The sequence below is a fragment of the Algoriphagus oliviformis genome, assembly GCF_017254915.1.
Lineage (GTDB): Bacteria > Bacteroidota > Bacteroidia > Cytophagales > Cyclobacteriaceae > Algoriphagus > Algoriphagus oliviformis.
Map to the genome: position 1 here is coordinate 19857 of NZ_JAFKCT010000008.1, position 17205 is coordinate 37061.

A 17205-nucleotide genomic window follows, 5' to 3' on the forward strand; every position below is an offset into this window, starting at 1 on the left:
TTCCAGACAAACCCATGAAAAAACCTATCCTGACCCTAATCCTCGCTTTGATGGCTGCCTTTGCACACGCCCAAGTCCAAATCCTCCCACTTTGGGAAGGCACACCTCCCCTACAGACCCAGATGGACCTACAGGAGGAAGTGGTCTATCAGGACATCATCCGCATCGCCAACGTGCAGGCCCCCACGATCGAGGTGTACCTGCCCTCCAAACAGCTGTCCACCGGGCAGGCCGTAGTGATTTTCCCGGGAGGAGGCTACGGCATTTTGGCCTATGACAAGGAAGGCACCGACTTTGCCAAGTGGCTGAATGCCCAAGGGATCGCGGGCATTGTCGTAAAATACCGACTGCCTATCTCCAAGTCGCTGACCGATGCGAAGGAAGTTCCGCTGATGGACGCCCAGCGCGCCATCCGCCTCGTGCGGCAAAACGCGGCCGCTTGGAACATCGCCCCAGACAAAGTCGGCGTGCTGGGTTTCTCAGCCGGTGGGCACCTCGCCTCTACCCTGAGCACCCAGTATGCGCATGAGGTGGAGCGTCCCAAAGACGCTGTTGACGCACTTTCGGCTCGTCCGGACTTCTCCATCTTGGCCTATCCGGTGATTTCCTTCCGCGACGCGGCGGTCCATGCAGGGTCGCGCAAGAACCTGATCGGTGAAAACCCAAGCCAAGAGCTTCTGGACCGATTCTCGGGCGAGCTCAATGTCAATGCCCAGACGCCGCCGACCTTCCTCGTACATGCCCAGGATGACAAGGGCGTTCCCATCGAAAACTCCCTACTCTTCTACAGCGCTTTGCATAAAAACGGCGTGAAAGCTTCCCTTCATATTTACCCCACCGGTGGCCATGGCTTCGGATTCGGCCTGGGCAAAGGCTCCGTGGAAACCTGGAGAGACACGCTTTTGGTGTGGATGCACGAGTTGTGATTTTAGGATTGAAAAATTCAAAAATTGGAAGATTGGAAAATTGTCGGATGACTATAAGTGAGATGAAAAATTGTAAGTAGTAAGTGGTGAACGGCTAGTGGTAATAGCACTACTTACTACTGTTAGGTTAAGCGTAATTTGGCGTTTTAGCAGCCTTGCCGCCAGACAGGTTGTCAAAAGTTGACATGTCACCAAGTCTCCGTCCACCGCAAAAAAGCGAAGCTTTTAACTTTGCGCCCTCAAAATCGCTTGAAAAAGGAAAGCTCGGAGCGGGGTTCCTGTGACCTATGAGACAAGGTTTCTTCTTCTCTTTGTGGTCTTTGTGTTAAAAAGGATGTCCGGCAGAAGGGGATTCCGTTCGGTGGTGACACCAACCGGGGAAGAAAATTTAAAAATTGGAAGATTGGAAAAATTGTCCGATGACCGGTGTCGGATGACTGTTGGTGAGATGAAAAATCGTAAGTAGTAAGTGGTGAACGGCTAGTGGTAATACGCACTACTTACTACACACTACTCACCACTTACTACTCACCCGTCATCTTGACTCTAGCTACTAGATACTTGCTACTCAATACTTGATACTTCAAAAAATGTCCCTCAAAGTAATCGCCTTCGATGCCGACGACACCCTCTGGGTAAATGAGCCGTTCTTTCGCGAAGCGGAGGAAAAATTTGCCAGCCTGCTGGAGGACTTCATGCCGCAGCACGCGATCATGAAGGAGCTCTACCGCACGGAGATCGAAAACCTCGGCCTCTACGGCTATGGAATCAAGGGCTTTATGCTCTCCATGATCGAGACAGCCATGCGCATCTCCGACCACAAGGTGCCCGTCGCGCTGGTGGAGAAAGTGATCAACATCGGCCGGGAAATGTTGGAAAAGCCCGTGGAGCTCCTCCCCGGCGTAGAAGAAGTCCTCCAAAGCCTCAACGGCGACTACCGCATGGTGCTGGCCACCAAGGGAGATCTCCTGGATCAAGAGCGAAAGCTGAAAAAGTCAGGCCTGGAGAAATACTTCCACCACATCGAGATCATGAGCGAAAAGCGCACGGCTGACTTCGAAAAGCTGATCCGACACTTGGACGTACAGCCATCTGAGTTTCTGATGATGGGAAATAGTCTGAAGTCCGACATTCTGCCCGTTCTGGAGCTTGGTGGACACGCGATCCATATTCCTTTCCACATCACCTGGGTACACGAACAGGTCGAGCACGAGGTGGAGCACGAGCGCTTTGCCAAGGTCACCTGCATCGCCGATGCGGCCGAACTCGTCAAGACCATGGACTAGCGTTATGTTAACTCCTAGATGACCCTTCTGCTTCGTAACTACCGTTACCCAGGAGGTCAAGGTGACACCGGATTGTCAGGTCGAGCGGAGTCGAGACCTTCATACGACAAATAACACTTAATGCAACACTAGCTATGGAAAAACTGGATCTAAACACAGCCATTGAACTCCACGACGTCGCGGGGATTAGGGCTTGTTTGGAATCCGATGTACCGAAGCGAAATCCCGATCAGCCCCTCATCTATCTGCTCATCGGAGAATATACCCGAGGCGCCCGTTTCAAGGACTGTGTGCGGGTATTTTTGGAAAAAGGGCACGGGCTCAAGGATCCGATTTTGGAGGCAGTACTGCTGGATGATGCGGTAGGTTTGGGAAAAGCCATCCGAGAGGATTCCGCGGGAATCCATAGAAAGTACAGCCTTCCCTGCGCCTACACGCCTTTTCTGGAAGTTTCCCTGCTGCATATCTGTGCGGAATTCAACCATCTCGCTTGCGCAAAACTGCTGGTCGATGCCGGTTTGGATATCAATACCAAAGCCGGGGTCGATGAGTTGGGCTTCGGCGGGCAGACGCCCATTTTCCATACGGTGAACCAAAACAACCACCGACCCAAGGAAATGCTGGACTTTTGTCTGGACCAGGGAGCCGATCTGGACTGCACGCTTCGGGGCTTGGTCTGGGGAAAAGGCTATCCTTGGGAGACTTTTATCCCCGCAGTCAACCCAATCAGCTATGCCATGATGGGCCTGCTCCCGCAGATGCACCGTCGGGAGGAAGTCATCGCCGAAGTCGTCTCCCAATTGATGAAAAAGCGGTTTGGCATCGACTATCAGTCGGCAAATATTCCCAACAAATACCTCAAAGGCTAATTCTCCAGAATCTGCTTTTCCTCCAGCAGCACCTTTCGTAGCGCCTCATAGTCCAGATCCTGCACGGCGATATCACCATCGATCGCCAATGAAGCTGCAGCGGCGGCGGACTGACCAAGGATCATGAAGACCGGCTCCATGCGTATCGAACCAAATGCCGTATGCGAACTCGATACACAGACCGGGACGAGCAGGTTGCTGCATTCTTTCTTTTTGGGAACCAGCGTACCGTAGGAGATCGAGTATGGCTGCTTGGGATGCACGCCGATGTCGCCTTCGTTTTGGACATGGCCGCCGGGCGTGACGAAGCGCTGGGTATTGTGGGAATCCAGCGAGTAGGAACCCATACCCACTGGCTGCGGCACTTCCTTCGCCCCCAACACATCGAGCTCGGTCATCACGTAGGAGCCAACCAATCTGCGGGCCTCCCGCACATAGATCTGGTGAGGCCAGTTGCCGTTGTCGACAAACTCATCTTTTGCCAGGCCATACTGGGCCATCTCGGCACGAACGTCCGCGGGGACGGCGGGGTCATGGCTGAGAAAATACATCAAGCCTTTTTGGTAGTCCTCGTGCTCACGGATGATCTCCCTTCGCCGCGCGTAGCTCGCCTCGGGATAATCGTAGTTTTTTCCGATGTAGTCCGTGCTGAAAGGCCCGTGGTTGTTGGTATCCGTCTTTTGGTTTGGGATGGGATCATACTTCTCAAAGGTCTCCGTCCAGCCCGCTTGGTAAACCCGAGCGAGAAGCTCATATCGGGTGGGATCGTAATTGGCTGGTTTGGGAAAAGGCACACGGTTGTCGGGATTGCGGCTCAGCGCCATGCGGAAATTGTAGGCTTGGAGCAGCTTGTCACCTTGCCCGTTTTTCCCCGGAGGATTGGGCGAAATCTCAGGCAAAAGCCCGCTGGACGGATCGCCGGCAACCTTGTACGGGCTGATGGAGTCCTGGAAATAATGTCGGTGTTGGTACACCCCTACCTGCACGCCGTTCCACTTTTCCCCATACACGGAATTGGCCTCCCGTCCCACATGATAGCTCACGCCAGCCGCGGCCAAAAGATCGCCTTCGTAGGTGGCATCGATGAAGACTTTTCCAGAATAGATTTTCCCCGAAAGGGTCCGTATGGACGTGATTTCACCCTTCTTCATCTTTACACCACTCTTCCGATCCAGCCACTCGTTTCGATGGATTTCGAGTCCATTCTCTCGCACAAAATCCTCAAACACCCGCTCTGCCACATGGGGTTCAAAGATCCACATCGTGCGGTTGGCTCCATCGATGGCGGGCGTGCCTTGGCCTTTGTTGCCATACTCTTCCCGCTTCTGCCACTTCCAGGCCGAGTCCTGCTCGTAGTGGAGATAGAGTCGGTGGTAAAATTCCCGCGCCAGCCCTCCGATCACGGATTTGTTGCCGGTATCGGTGTAGCCCAGCCCGCCGGAGGAAAGTCCACCGAGATGGCGATCCGGCGACACCACCAGCACGGACTTACCCATCTTCTTGGCTTGAACCGCCGCGGTGATGGCCGCGGAAGTACCGCCGTAGATGATGATGTCGGCTTGGTAGCTTTGGGCGAGGGCAAAAATCGGAAGAGTCAGAAAAATGAGAAGGGAAAAAATCAAAGGCTTTTTCATGGAGCATCAGGGGTTTATTGTGTTGGAAACTAGTGAATTCAGGCTTTTGAAAAAAGTCAGGCCCGATGGGCTGGAGAAAAAAAGCCCGAAGGGTGAAAAGCTGTAAGAAGTGAGTGGCAAGCGGTACTTCGCCTTTGTAAGGGATGGACCTCGTCATTGCGAGGAAAGCCATTCGACGAAAGGAGAATGGATGACGAAGCAATCTTACTAAAGGAATACGCTATTGAAAGCCTGCTTCGTGCCTCGCAATGACGGGTAGGTTCAGTGACGGAAAAGTCGTCATTGCGAAGGGTTTCATACGGATGGGAGCTCTTCTTGAGCTACAATACCCTGAAGCAATCTTTCCGGCGGGAAACAGACTGGACAGATTGCTTCACTCCTGCGTCACTCGCAGTGACGAAAAAAGCCGCCAATCGGCGGCTTTTTCCTGATACCATTTCAAACTCTTAGCGCGACCCGAAGGCTGCCGCTTCCGCTGTAATCGTAGCGTCGTCCGGCTGGGTACCGGAATAGACCAAGATCTCATACTTGAAGGTCACCGACTCTCCTGGCTTGAGGCTCAGGTTCAGTTCGTCCTTGCCGTCGCTGAGGGCCTTTTGCCCCAACGTATTGGCGGCAAAGAGGCCATAGCCTCTGGCATGCCAGTAGGTTGGATAGCCGGGATTGTTCGGGTGGTCGACGATGACCAGCGCCACCTGCTCGCCTTTCACGGCTCCGGTCAGGTTTACCCAGTTGCCGCGGGTACCCCAGACGGCATCCCCTTCCAGCCCCTCGCTGCTTCGGTATTTTCCTACCACCCCCTCATTGTTGAGCGTAGGCACAGCAGTAGCGATTCCGCTGGCATCGGTGAAGATTTCCGGCTTGTCGGAGGGATGCTCCAACTCACGGGCCACCCGGATGGCAAACATGCCTTCTTTGTTGTCTGTGAACTTCACCTCCTGGTCTTGGGCAGTCAGCGTGGTGATACGCTCGATCACACGCTTGCCGGAGTCGGCCTTGAAGGTAAACTGGGTGGATTCCTTCAGGAGGGTCTTTCCGTCAGGGGCATTCCAGTCGGCAGTCACGGCCAGTGAGGCCTCCTCGCCGGACTCACCAAGAGACTGGATACCGGTATGGACGATGCTGCCATATTTATCCCTTTTCTCCACAGGTATCGCGGAGGAGTTGTTCCAAAAGTCCAGCCCGTTGACATCGCCAAAGTTGAACCAATGCCCGATGTGGTGGGGGTGGTCTACCCGCTCTCCCGGACGCGGATCGAGGGGATAGCCTCGGGTGAGGCTATTTCCAGCCGCCGACTGGATGGGATACAGCACCGGCTTGGCGATAGTGTCTGGATAGATATAGGCGGTGAAAAGCTCGCCATCGACGAGGACTTCCACTTTTTTGCTTGCGTCATCTCTGACCAGGGAGACTTTCATGGTTTCTTCGGTAGCGGCGCTATTTTCGGCAGCCTTTTCCTGGGAGCAGGAAGTCAGGGAAGCAGCCATCAGCACTCCTGCCATCATGAGGCAGTTTTTTTTTGAATGGATCATCTAAACTAGTGTTAACAGTATTGGTTTTTTTGGTGTTTATCGTTTCTGCTTTGCTGCGGCACAGCGCAAAATTCCGTTTTTTGGCCAGCCCAGCGTATGGAATACCCGCTTGGAAGGGCTATTGGGCTACCAGTTCGTTGAAAATTTTCAGCTGTTCCTTCAGCGCGGCAATGCGGTCGTCCGGCTTGGTGCGGGCTTCCATCAGGATCCAGCCGTCGTAGTTGATCTGGTTGAAAAGCTTCATCAGCTCCGCGTAGGGATAGTCACCCACGTTGAATTCGCGTACGTGGACGGTGTCGCCAAACCATTTGCTGAGCGTATGGAAATTTTTCTCCAAGCCAGGGGGAAGCAGATCCTCGGGATTGGAGTTCCAGCAGACCTTCACGTTGGACTCCGTGACCTGGTCAAAGATCGCCTTCATATTGGGGATGTTCTGCGTCAGGTGGCCATGCACCTCCACGCGGATCAACTGCCCGTAGTCTTGGGCAAACTTTCCCACCTCGTTGAAAGATGCGGCAATCTGCGCAATCGTTTTTTCCGCAGGCACTCCTTCTGGCAGGGTATTGGGTTTCACCTTGATGCCGGTCGCCCCGATATCATGGCAAAGCTTGATGTATTCCTTGGTTCCGGCGATGTTTTCCTGGAGTTTGGCAGCGTCTGGACTGTGGTACTCGTAGTTGCTGCCATACCCGAGACAGGTCACGGGGCTGTCGGCAAAGCGCTTTTTCACCTCACTTCTCTGGGCAGCGGAGAGGCCAGTTTCCACGGCATGGGCATGCTGCGTGCGCAGCTCCACACCCAGGACACCCGTTTTTTCACAGTTGGCGATCAGGGTCGGCAGATCCCAGTCCTTGGCCCACTCATAGGTCACCAGGCCAAACTTCATCCCCGACTTTTTGGATGCGGCCATGGCCGGCATCCAAGGAAGGGCTGCAAGCCCAAGTCCTGCGACAAGGCTCTTTTGGATAAAATCCCTTCTCGAAAAATCTTTGTCTATCATAACTCTAATAATAGGAATAAAATATCGACCTATCCCTGCCAGCCAACACAAATTCTGCGCAATCGATTTAGGTGAAAAATATGGCTGAGACCTAGTCTCGGCAGGCTTTCTACGAGTAGATCGGGAAGATTTGTCTAAAAAAACAGGCCCTGAGACCGGGGTTGGCTAGGCTTTTTTGGAAGACTTGAAACCGGGATTGATCCAAGCCATGGGAATATCCGCCTCAAAGACGCCTTTGCCGGCATCGATCCGTTTTTCCAGCTTTCCCTCCCGACTGAATCCCAAGGATTCGTAGAGCGCAATAGCCTTCGAATTGCTTTCCCTGGCGATGAGTTCCACCCGGAGGATGTCGGGACGCTTGGATCGCAGTTCCTCCAGAAAAGCCTCAAAAAGTGCTTTGCCTATCCCCTTGCCCCTAAAATCCGGATCGACCACCACGGTCAACTCCGAGAGGACATGGGAAAACACCTTGGGCACCGGCTTGTAGGCGTGGATTTCCCCAATGATCCGCATCCCCGAAAAAGCAATCAGGCTGATGCCCGATTCATGGGATTTTTTGAGAAAACCGCGAACGTACTCCGTGGAGATCTCCTTTGGCGTCCTAGCCAAGCCCCCGGGGATGGCGGCGGCCCTTTGGTAGAGTTCCAAAATCTCCTGCCAATATTCGACTCTGCTCAATCTGATTTTCGCATCCATGTGTGAGTGGTCTAGATGTGGACTAAGGTTTTCTGCTCTGGCGCGGGCGCGCTGACCGCTATTTCTCCTTGCTGGCTCCGGCCCCGATGGGAATACGTCCATAGACGTAGAGGCTGGAGTTTTTCAGGTGGTAGGTATCGGGCTTGTACACATCCACGATCCCGGCGTAGTAGTTCACGCCTATGCTTGAGCTGACCGGCCCTTTCTTCAGCCGATAGCCCAATCCCCCGACCATACCAAAGTCCAATCTGGTGTAGTCGTCCCGGACATCGCGCTGGTACTCCAAGTCGCCGCCATAGTCCTCGATCCGGAAATAGTCAAAGGCCTTGGCGCGCATCCCCGGCTGTATCCCCGCCTCGACGTAGAGCTTGCCCAGGCGCTGCTGCCACATGATGGGCACATAAAAAACGTTGACTTTCGTGATGAGCTCTCCCTCGGCATACACCTCGTCAAAATCGGCATCGCCGATGGAATAGGTCGGCATCCCGCTCGCACCGACGTTGGACTTGACATGGACTCCCGTGGAGATGAAGCCGGTGCTGCTTTCGGTCATCTTGATATGGAAAAAGAATCCCAAGTTGAAATTGTTCAGCCCTTTGGCATCCTTCCTGGCGAGATACCAGGACCGGTTGTACCCCCCATCCAGGCCAAACTCGATTTTCCCGGAGTTGAGCTGATCCCCAAAAAGCGCCACGATCAGCAGCTGGGCTTGGGCGGAAAAAGAAACCAAGAAGACAAAAAGGAAAACAAGAAGAAATCTATTCATCGGAAAAAAGAGAAAATCGTGAAGCCCTAAGTTAGCCGAATCCTTTGGTCTTACCAATGTCCCGCCAAGCCTCATGGCCGCAAAAAAGAAAGCGATCAGCCAAAGCCACATCAGTCGGCCCGTCGAGCGACTCCTTTCCAAACAGAATTTCAAAATAATCCGACAAACTTTCGATTCCCTTTTATTTTCATTCAGAAGCCAAGGATTCTTGGCGTAAATTGGAAATGTCGGTAATGTCCACGCAATCATTCAAAGCCTGACCAGCGCGCCCTTTTCCATGACTCCAGCATCCCTGCCCCCAAAAAAGAAATGGTCTCTGGCCAAAAAAATCCTTTTGGCATTTGGATCCCTGGCATTGGGCGCCGGACTGCTCCTGTACCTCAACTTCAACAAGCTTATCTCTTCGGCGCTCAACAAGTCCTTTGAGTCCAGCCTGATATCCGAGGTGTACACGCTCAAGTTCGAAAACCTCCGACTGAATCCCCTTCAGGGCGACATCAGCGTATTCAATGTATCCTTTGAACCCAAGAAAAGCGCAGACTATCCCTACATCAACAGCTACGTCACCCTCCATACCGAAAGCCTGATCCTGAAAAACGTGGATGTCCGACACCTGCTCGAATCACACGAGCTGATGCTCGACCGCATCTCCATCAAAAAGCCCAGGGTAGAGATGGACGTGAATGGCTCCAACCCCATTCTTTTTCCCTTCAAGCCGTCCAAGGCCTCGGAGGAAGCCGGGAAAAAGAGAACGCTGGACTCTTACTTTCTGAAGGAATTTGAGCTGATCGACGCCTCTTTCCATGTGATCAACTCGGTAAAAAAGCGGGACTTCACCATCGAAAACTTCAGTGTGTCCCTGCTGGATCTGCTCATAGACCAGCGGGAGGGCGAAGACCTCATCAGCCTGAAAAACATGGATATTTCCCTGGAAAAATTCAGCGGAAACCTCACCGAAGGGCCGCTCAAGCACGCGAAATTCCTGGACTTCCGGCTGATGTTTGACTCGGTCAACTTGCACAAAAACCTCGATACGCTGATTTTCCGGTTTCGGGACGTACAGGCGGGCATTGACTCCCTTGACATTCACACGCGGGACAGTACCTTCCACCTGCAGATGCAGAGGTTCAGCCTAGGCTACCTCGACCGCTCCATCCTGCTCAAGGGCCTGAGCTTCAAACCAAACAAGACCAATGCGGAAGTCCAGAAAAACTACCGATTCCAAACGGCGCACTTTTCCGGCACGGTGGCCTCCCTGGCCATGCTCGGAGTGGACTTTGACTCCCTGATGTACGCCGACAAGGTCTTCATCGAGGAGGTGGTACTGGACTCGGTGTCTGCGGCGGTGTACAAAGACAACACCAAGCCCAAAGACCTCCAGCGCTTTCCCGACTACCTAGGCCAAAGCATCGCCAAGATCGAAAATCCCCTGCGCATCAAATCCGTCAAAGCCACCCAGATAAACCTGACCAACGAGGAAAAGAAGCCCGACGGGACCACCGCCAAAATCCATATCTCCAACGGAACCGCCGAGATCAAAAACATCACCAACCTGGCTCCCGAGGAGGAGCTTCACGTGCAGGCAAAGGCCTATCTCGCCGAGCGGGTGGAAACTACCCTCAGCCTCCGCTTCAGCTATCTGAAGCCTGAATTCGTGTTTGACGGGCGGCTGGCTACCTTTGACCTCACCCACCTGAATCCCATCATCAAGGCCTATTCTCCCGCCGAAATCCGCAACGGCACGGCCGATGAGGTGACCTTTTCCGGATTGGCGACCAAGGCTTCGGCGACGGGCACCCTCAAGTTTCTCTACCACGACCTGGAGGTCGATCTCCAGCTCAAGGAGCAGGCGCAATGGAAAAGCTCCCTGGTGACCTTTGGGGCAAACACGGTACTGATCTCCAAAAACCCGATCTCCGACACCGCTCCAGAGCGCTCCGTCCGCTTCACCGCAGAGCGGGACATGAACAAAGGCTTCGTCAACATCATCATCAAATCCATCCTCGACGGCATGAAGGAAACGATGATCATGTCCAAGGAAAACAGAAAGGAGTTTAACCAACTGAAACGGGAAACGCGGAGAGAGGCCAAAAAGGAAGCCCGGGAGGAAAAGGGCAAAAACTGAGCGGGCGAAAGTCTGGCCTTCTTGCCTTTTCCTTTCAGAAAAAAGCAAGGCAGGCAAGCCGCCAAATCCAAGTGGCTGGACTCCTGTAGGTATAGGCCATTTTTTCGGAATATTCTTCCGTTCGGTCTTTTTCCTTACCTTTGTGGAGAAATAAAATTACCCACGGCGAAATGTGCCGTCGCTGATTTTTTGAACCGATCTCCCATGGAGCTTTGCCTCTACGAAAGCCTGATTTTATTTCCAGCGCAGTAAAATGCCCGCTCCGCGACCTCCAAACAGGACGACCGGGCAGCGTAACCGGACGCTTGGCAGATGGCCAAAACCGGAAAACGGCTTCGGCGACGAGAGCCAAAACCAATGAACAAACAACCCGATTTTCGGGAAAAAGAACACAAACGAAACACCTAGCATGACCAGTAGCCCTGCACAACAAACGGAAACCCAAGATCAAAGCGCAGCAACAATCGAGCGGCTCAAAGTGCTGATCTCCTCCGATCAGCCCATGAAAAAGCTCGAAACCAAACTTGCCAATCTTGAGGTGGATCTCAGTTGGCAAAAGATCCCGCAGACGCTGGGCGGACTGGAAGACACCTTCACTTTTCTCCAGCTGAAGCCGGTGTTTGAAGAGGCGGAGCAGTCCGGCGCAGACCTGGTCATCGCCCTGGATACGGAATACAACAGGTTCACACTTGGCGTGCGCAAGTTTGTCGACGGGAAATTCATCCTGCTAAACATCCACCACATCTCCCTGCTGCTGGCTAGGCTGCTCTTGGAAAACCAAGGCGCACTCAATGCCAAAAGATCCATTTTCGTCACGGATCTCCTGGACAAGCTTTTTGCGGCAGGCCAAGGCCAAATCGAGATGCTGGCCAACCTCCCCTCTCCCCTGGAGGAGCAGGAGGCCTTCCAGCAGGCTGGCAATGGCGACACGCTTTTTGTCTCCGAAAACCAGGAAATCATCCTCAAGGGCCAAAAGGACAGCCTGGGCTACCTGCTTTCCCAGCTCGTGCTGGCAGCGAAAAAGGCCAAATCCGAAAACCGCAGCCTCTTCGAGACCCTGCTTGGCATCTACCATGACTATGGGTTTCAGCGGGAAAAAAACCTCTCCGTTTCCACCGAGGATGCCACGCAAAAGGCCTTTTTCAAGAAGATCTTTAACCGCCTGAAAAAGAAGCCCCCCCTCCTGATCGGAATGACGGAGATCATCAGCATCGAAGACCTCGGCAGCGGCACCCTAAAAAACATGCTGAGCGGAAGAACTGTCGCCTCCCAATCCCCTGGCGCAGAGGCCCTGCTCGTACAGCTGGCAAACAACACCCGCTTCCTGATGTTCCCCACGGAACAAAAGGTCAACTTTTTCTTTACCAGCCAGGGCAAGCTGATCCGAAGGGATGACTTCACCACGCTCAATCAGCAGTTTGACCAGCGGGTAGTGAAGCTGCTCTCCGAGATCAACCGTCTGGCGCTGGAGAAGTAAGGGGATAGCGGCGATTAATCTGGAGTGGAGTCCTTTTGGGCCTCATGCAGGATCAACCTGGCTTCTTTCACAAAACCGGCTACCCACTCCTGATTGAAGGACTCCAAAGTCACCCGAGCGTAGAAAGTATCCCGGATCAGCCTCCAATACCGCATGGCTACCTCCTCGGAGATTCCCAGATAGCGCACCCAGGCCGGCTCGATGGCTGCCTCCACCATCTGGTGAACCTGTTGAAAAGTGTCCTGAAAAAGCTTCACATCCCGGTTTTTGACGAGCTGGGTCTGAAAGAGGATGGTCTGCTTGTGCGCGACCATGAGCTCCACAAAGCGCCGGTCGATCTGGGCCAGCTCCACAAATTCCGGAATCAGCCTCTCCTCATTGGCCAGGTGCAGCTGCATGAGCTGCTCCAGATACACGTCCTTGTCCCCAAAGAAATGGTAGAAGCCGGACTTGTTTTTCCCCAAAATCCTCGAAAGGCGCTCTACCTGTAGGCCTTCGTGCCCCTCTTCCGAAAAAAGCTCATACCCCAAAGTCAGCCAATTGCCTAAGCTGTCTGTTTTCGATCCCATGGTTACCAGTTCTAGTGTTCAAACAATTCATTTAAAAAAATACCTTTTTGCAAAATACGGAATCCTCCGAGAAAGAAGACACCTACCGATTTACAGGATTGCCAGCTGAATGCGGGATTGGAAAAACTGCCTACTCCTAAAAGAAAGCCCATCCCTACCCGAAGGCTAGACCAGCGACCGGTGAAGATGTTGATGTTTTTGGGAAACTTCTCCTTTTCCAAGGTGCCAAAGGGCGCCAGTACTTCCCCCATCGTCCCGTCCGGGATCACCACCGCAGTCGTATCCTGGGCTAAGCTTTTGCCCAACCCGAAAAAAAACACCGCCAAGACCCATGCCAGCATCGGTCTTGACGGTCTAATGGATTGGCTACCCAAGGTGCGAAAAGCCACTTTTTTTGGCCAAAAGTCTCCCTGAAGGCGAAGCATGTCTATCGAAACTACAGGATACCCAGAGGAGAAATAAACCCGACGGTGAAGCGGCCGGTGCTGTAGTTTTGAGCGCCAAACCGGGCTTGGGCGTAGTCGGAATAGTCGTAGCTGCGTCCCACCCAGTTGGCGAAAAACTTCAGGTTCAAGTCATCCCAAGGAAAGTACTCCACGGCCGGGATGAAGCCCCAAGCATTGCGGATATGCTCCTCCCCGGTGGTGTTCTCGGGGTCGTTGAAGCTGTTTTTCCAATTGGCAATGTCCAGCATTCCCACGAAAGTGAGGTGGACTTTGGGGCTCACCACATAGCGGAAGTTTACCCAATGGCCAATGTACAGGGTATTGCCTACGGCATAGTCATAGAGATCGTTGGGGATGGTCTCGCTCACGATCCCGGTACGGTCGAGCTCCTCATCACTCCATTTGAAATCGTAGATGAATCTGAACTTGTTGAAGTTAAACTCATTTCCCAAGGCGATGTAGTTCATGTTGGCCCCCTTGCCGGTCATATCCTGTGCCTCGTTGAAAAGGGAGTAGGACCAGATGGTTTTCACTTTGCCGTCAAACAGACTTCCTCTCCAGTTGGCCACAAAGGCCAAAGGAGCCTTGGACTCCGAGAAGTTCGGTTGCTGTCCGTAGAGCTCCTCAAAGCTCTTGGTCCTGGAGTCCAGCACCTGGAAGGTCCACTGGTTTTTGGAGCTCGGCGTATAAGTGAAGCCCACCCCGGTCAGGAAGTTGTCCGCATACTCCACGATATCGGAGTACTCATAGATGTCGATGGGGTTCCAGTCAAATTCCCAAGCCCCCCAGTCGGCACACATCTTTCCTATGGAGGCGCTCCACTTGTCGCTCAGATCCACGCGGATATAGGCCAAATCCACCGAACGGCTGAGATTGTCAATAGACTCCGAGGTCTGCGCCCGGGTGTAGCGATCCCGGAAGCGGAAGTACACCTTTTCGTGTACCTGCCCCCTGATTTCCAAACGAAATTGCTCGTTTCTAAACCTCGACTGCATGTACTCCCCATCGACAAATTCGTTTCTGAACGCAAAGTTCATGTTGGCGATCATGCTGACGTCCTTGAGCAGGCCTTGCTTGGCCTCCGGTATCAGGGTCTTGTAGTAGGTCGTGTCGCCCACCTGCCGCTCCTGCTTTTGTGCCCACACTGCGGTGGGCAGCAGGAGCAGCAGCACGATCCATCTTGTTTTGATTGCTGATTTCATGGGGATATCATTTCTGAATGATAAAAACTCGAATACGTGACCGGATCACTCCTTTTGCCCAGTGAGGGCTTCAGGATCCAGCAGCTTCTTGATCTGCTCCTCAGTCAGGAGCTTCTTCTCCCGGATCAGCTCAATGATCCCCTTCCCGGATTCGAGGGCTTCCTTCGCCAATTCGGTGGTTTTGTCATAGCCCAAGACCGGGTTTAAGGCGGTCACGATGCCCACGCTTCGCTCGATGTATCGGGTGGTGACGTCCTCATTAGCCGTGATGCCGTCGATGCACTGGGTGCGAAAGAGCGGCAAGGTCTTGAACAGCAAGCCCTGGGACTCCATGATGGCTACCGCCTCCACGGGTTCGTAGGCATTGAGCTGGAGCAGGCCGGAATGCGCCGCCAAGGTGACGGTCAGGTCATTGCCCATCACCTTGAAAGTCACCAGGTTCATCAGCTCAGGCATCACTGGATTTACTTTACCGGGCATGATCGAAGAGCCGGGCTGCAAGGCTGGCAAGTTGATTTCAAAAATCCCCGTCCTCGGCCCAGAGGCTAAGAAGATCAAGTCCCCACTGATCTTGGACAGGGTGACGGCGACGCTTTTCAAAGCCGAAGAATACATCACAAAACCCTGCTGGCTGCTCGTGGCGGCAATCAGATCCTTGCTGAGGAACATGGGTTTCCCGGTGATTTTGGCCAAGTGCTCGGCACAGTGCTCCGCATACCCCGGCGAGGCCGTGATCCCCGTCCCGATGGCTGTCGCTCCCATGTTTTGCTCGTAGAGGTATTTTTCCAAATCACGCAGACTTGCGATCTCCGCATCCAGCTGGTTGCCAAAGGCGTGAAACTCCTGCCCCAAAGTCATCGGCACGGCGTCTTGTCCCTCGGTACGGCCCATTTTCAGGATGTGCTTAAACTCCTCCCCCTTGGCATGGAAGGACTTGGAAAGCTTCTCCAGCTCGGCGACGAGCTTGTCATTATGAAGCAAAAGGGCCACTTTGATCGCGGTGGGATAGACGTCATTGGTCGACTGGCCCATATTGAGGTCATCATGGGGCTCGATGATGTCGTAGCGTCCTTTTTCATATCCCCCCATCTCCAGGGCGATGTTGGCGATCACCTCGTTGGCGTTCATGTTGGCGGAAGTACCCGCACCGCCCTGATAGAGGTCCACGAGGAAATAGTCATGGTACTTTCCGTCGATGACGGCTTGGCAGGCCTTTTCGATCATCCCCAGCTTTTCCTGGCTCAGCCTCCCGTCTTCCGCGTTGGCGCGGGCCGCCGCGAGCTTGACCATTGCATAGGCTTTGACGTAGTCTGGGTAGAAATTGGTCTTGATCCCACTGACGGGAAAGTTTTCGAGTGCCCGGGCGGTCTGCACGCCGTAGTAGGCGTCGGCGGGGATCTCCTTGTCCCCGAGAAGGTCATGCTCTGTACGGGTCTGCTGCGCCTCTGCCACCACAGCGGTGGCAAACAGCAAAGCGAGCAACAGTCCCCATGTTTTTGTCGTTTTCATCATGCTTGGTTTAGTCAAATGAACAGGCGGATCAGCCTTGGCTGGGAATTGTCAAAATCTCACCACCCTCGGCAGAACGACTGATCAATAGGTGAAAAACGCTTCCTGGAGTTGCTTTTTATCCTTGGACCGGGTGAGCGCCAGCATGAGCAGCACACGGGCCTTTTGGGGTGTCAGGTCATCGGATACAATGGTACCGAGCTCCTCATCATTGATCTCGTCATGGAGTACCACCCTGCCGGAGGGAGCGCGGCTGGCACGGCATACGATGATCCCGGCGGCAACAGCTCTTTTCACCGCATCCATATAGGCTTTGTTGAAGTTTCCGTTGCCCACGCCAGCGATCACGAGGCCATCCACCTTCTTGCTGATCAGGAAGTCGATCTGGTCAGCAGGCGCATCGGCATACATGTACACGATGTCCACACGCGGCAGCTTGGTATCGGCAGTCAGCACGATCGGTTTGGGAGGATTTACTTCCCTCACGGAGTTGGAGTAGTATTCCACCCGACCATCATAGGCCTGCCCCACAGCGCCGGTATTGGGGGAGTCAAAAGCGTTGGTCTTGGTGGTGCTCATCTTCATCACCTCGCGGGCGTCAAAGATCCCCTCGTTGAAGCTGACCAAAACCCCTCTTCCTTTGGTATCGGGATGGATTGCCACGGTGATGGCGTCATAGAGGTTTTTGGGGCCGTCAGCGCTGATGGCGGTGGCTGGACGCATGGAACCGGTCAGGACGACCGGCTTGTCGGAGGGGATGACCAAATCGAGAAAATACGCCGTCTCCTCCTGGGTGTCAGTTCCATGTGTGACCACAATGGCGTCCGCTTCGTTGTTGGCAAAAATCTCATTCGCCCGGATGGCCAGCTTTTTCCAGATCTCGATGGTCATGTCCTGGCTTCCCACGGAGGCAATCTGCTCGCCGCTGATATTGGCGATTTTCTTGACGGAGGGAATGGTACCGATCAGGTCATCGATGGGGATTTTCCCGGCAGTGTAGCCGGCTCGGTCAGCGGAAGCGCCCGCCCCCGCTATCGTGCCGCCTGTGGCCAGGATGATCACCCGGGGCAAGTCGGCCTGAGCCCAGACCTGGCAGGCTAGGCCCAGAACTAGCAAAGTGGAAAGTAGCTTTTTCATGGTTTATGGGTTTTGGATTTAGGTATGCGTG

15 protein-coding genes are annotated in these 17205 nt (G+C 53.8%); 5 read left to right on the plus strand and 10 right to left on the minus strand.

Translation table 11 applies throughout. The features are described 5' to 3' along the window. Positions 1-14: 14 nt before the first annotated feature. The 3 genes from J0A68_RS16755 (at position 15) to J0A68_RS16765 (ending at position 3081) form a co-directional block, all read left to right on the plus strand. Positions 15-926, plus strand: a complete 912-nt coding sequence (locus J0A68_RS16755; protein WP_206579389.1) for an alpha/beta hydrolase — start codon at positions 15-17, stop codon at positions 924-926. A 590-nt stretch (positions 927-1516) separates the two neighbouring features. Then, on the plus strand, positions 1517-2212 hold the full coding sequence (locus J0A68_RS16760) for an HAD family hydrolase (RefSeq protein ID WP_206579390.1): 696 nt from the start codon (positions 1517-1519) through the stop codon (positions 2210-2212). A 134-nt stretch (positions 2213-2346) separates the two neighbouring features. Next, on the plus strand, positions 2347-3081 hold the full coding sequence (locus J0A68_RS16765) for an ankyrin repeat domain-containing protein (RefSeq protein WP_206579391.1): 735 nt from the start codon (positions 2347-2349) through the stop codon (positions 3079-3081). On the opposite strand, the gene J0A68_RS16770 is transcribed toward J0A68_RS16765, so the two are convergent. The 5 genes from J0A68_RS16770 to J0A68_RS16790 form a co-directional block, all read right to left on the minus strand. Next, positions 3078-4715, minus strand: coding sequence for an FAD-dependent oxidoreductase (locus J0A68_RS16770; protein WP_206579392.1), 1638 nt, complete (start codon positions 4713-4715; stop codon positions 3078-3080). The two genes, J0A68_RS16765 and J0A68_RS16770, sit on opposite strands and share 4 nt — an antisense overlap. A gap of 446 nt (positions 4716-5161) precedes the next feature. After that, positions 5162-6247, minus strand: coding sequence for a DUF6807 domain-containing protein (locus tag J0A68_RS16775; RefSeq protein WP_236025640.1), 1086 nt, complete (start codon positions 6245-6247; stop codon positions 5162-5164). Between the two features lie 118 nt (positions 6248-6365). Beyond that, the gene (locus tag J0A68_RS16780) at positions 6366-7247 is read right to left on the minus strand and encodes a sugar phosphate isomerase/epimerase family protein (RefSeq protein ID WP_206579393.1); all 882 of its coding nucleotides are present in this window, start codon (positions 7245-7247) and stop codon (positions 6366-6368) included. 165 nt (positions 7248-7412) lie between these two features. Next, positions 7413-7925, minus strand: a complete 513-nt coding sequence (locus tag J0A68_RS16785) for a GNAT family N-acetyltransferase (RefSeq protein WP_206579394.1) — start codon at positions 7923-7925, stop codon at positions 7413-7415. Positions 7926-8001: 76 nt separating this feature from the next. Next, entirely contained in the window at positions 8002-8709 is a 708-nt protein-coding gene (locus tag J0A68_RS16790) for an outer membrane beta-barrel protein (RefSeq protein ID WP_206579395.1), read from the minus strand. Positions 8710-8986: 277 nt separating this feature from the next. Here J0A68_RS16790 and J0A68_RS16795 point away from each other — a divergent pair, with 277 nt between their 5' ends. Then, positions 8987-10834, plus strand: a complete 1848-nt coding sequence (locus J0A68_RS16795; RefSeq protein ID WP_206579396.1) for an AsmA family protein — start codon at positions 8987-8989, stop codon at positions 10832-10834. A 409-nt stretch (positions 10835-11243) separates the two neighbouring features. Next, complete coding sequence (locus J0A68_RS16800) at positions 11244-12311, plus strand: hypothetical protein (protein ID WP_206579397.1); 1068 nt, start codon at positions 11244-11246, stop codon at positions 12309-12311. Positions 12312-12325: 14 nt separating this feature from the next. Here the strand turns inward: J0A68_RS16800 and J0A68_RS16805 are convergent, their stop codons facing one another. The 5 genes from J0A68_RS16805 to J0A68_RS16825 form a co-directional block, all read right to left on the minus strand. After that, complete coding sequence (locus J0A68_RS16805) at positions 12326-12880, minus strand: TetR/AcrR family transcriptional regulator (protein WP_206579398.1); 555 nt, start codon at positions 12878-12880, stop codon at positions 12326-12328. 11 nt (positions 12881-12891) lie between these two features. Next, entirely contained in the window at positions 12892-13221 is a 330-nt protein-coding gene (locus J0A68_RS16810; RefSeq protein ID WP_206579399.1) for a hypothetical protein, read from the minus strand. A 95-nt stretch (positions 13222-13316) separates the two neighbouring features. Further along, positions 13317-14528 (minus strand): porin, encoded by a 1212-nt coding sequence (locus tag J0A68_RS16815; protein ID WP_206579400.1) that lies wholly within the window; start codon positions 14526-14528, stop codon positions 13317-13319. A gap of 45 nt (positions 14529-14573) precedes the next feature. Continuing rightward, positions 14574-16037, minus strand: coding sequence for an aspartate ammonia-lyase (locus tag J0A68_RS16820; protein WP_236025641.1), 1464 nt, complete (start codon positions 16035-16037; stop codon positions 14574-14576). Between the two features lie 84 nt (positions 16038-16121). Beyond that, positions 16122-17174 carry an asparaginase gene (locus J0A68_RS16825; RefSeq protein ID WP_236025642.1) on the minus strand — a complete coding sequence of 351 codons (1053 nt, stop codon included), beginning with the start codon at positions 17172-17174 and terminating at the stop codon, positions 16122-16124. Between the last annotated feature and the right edge of the window lie 31 nt (positions 17175-17205).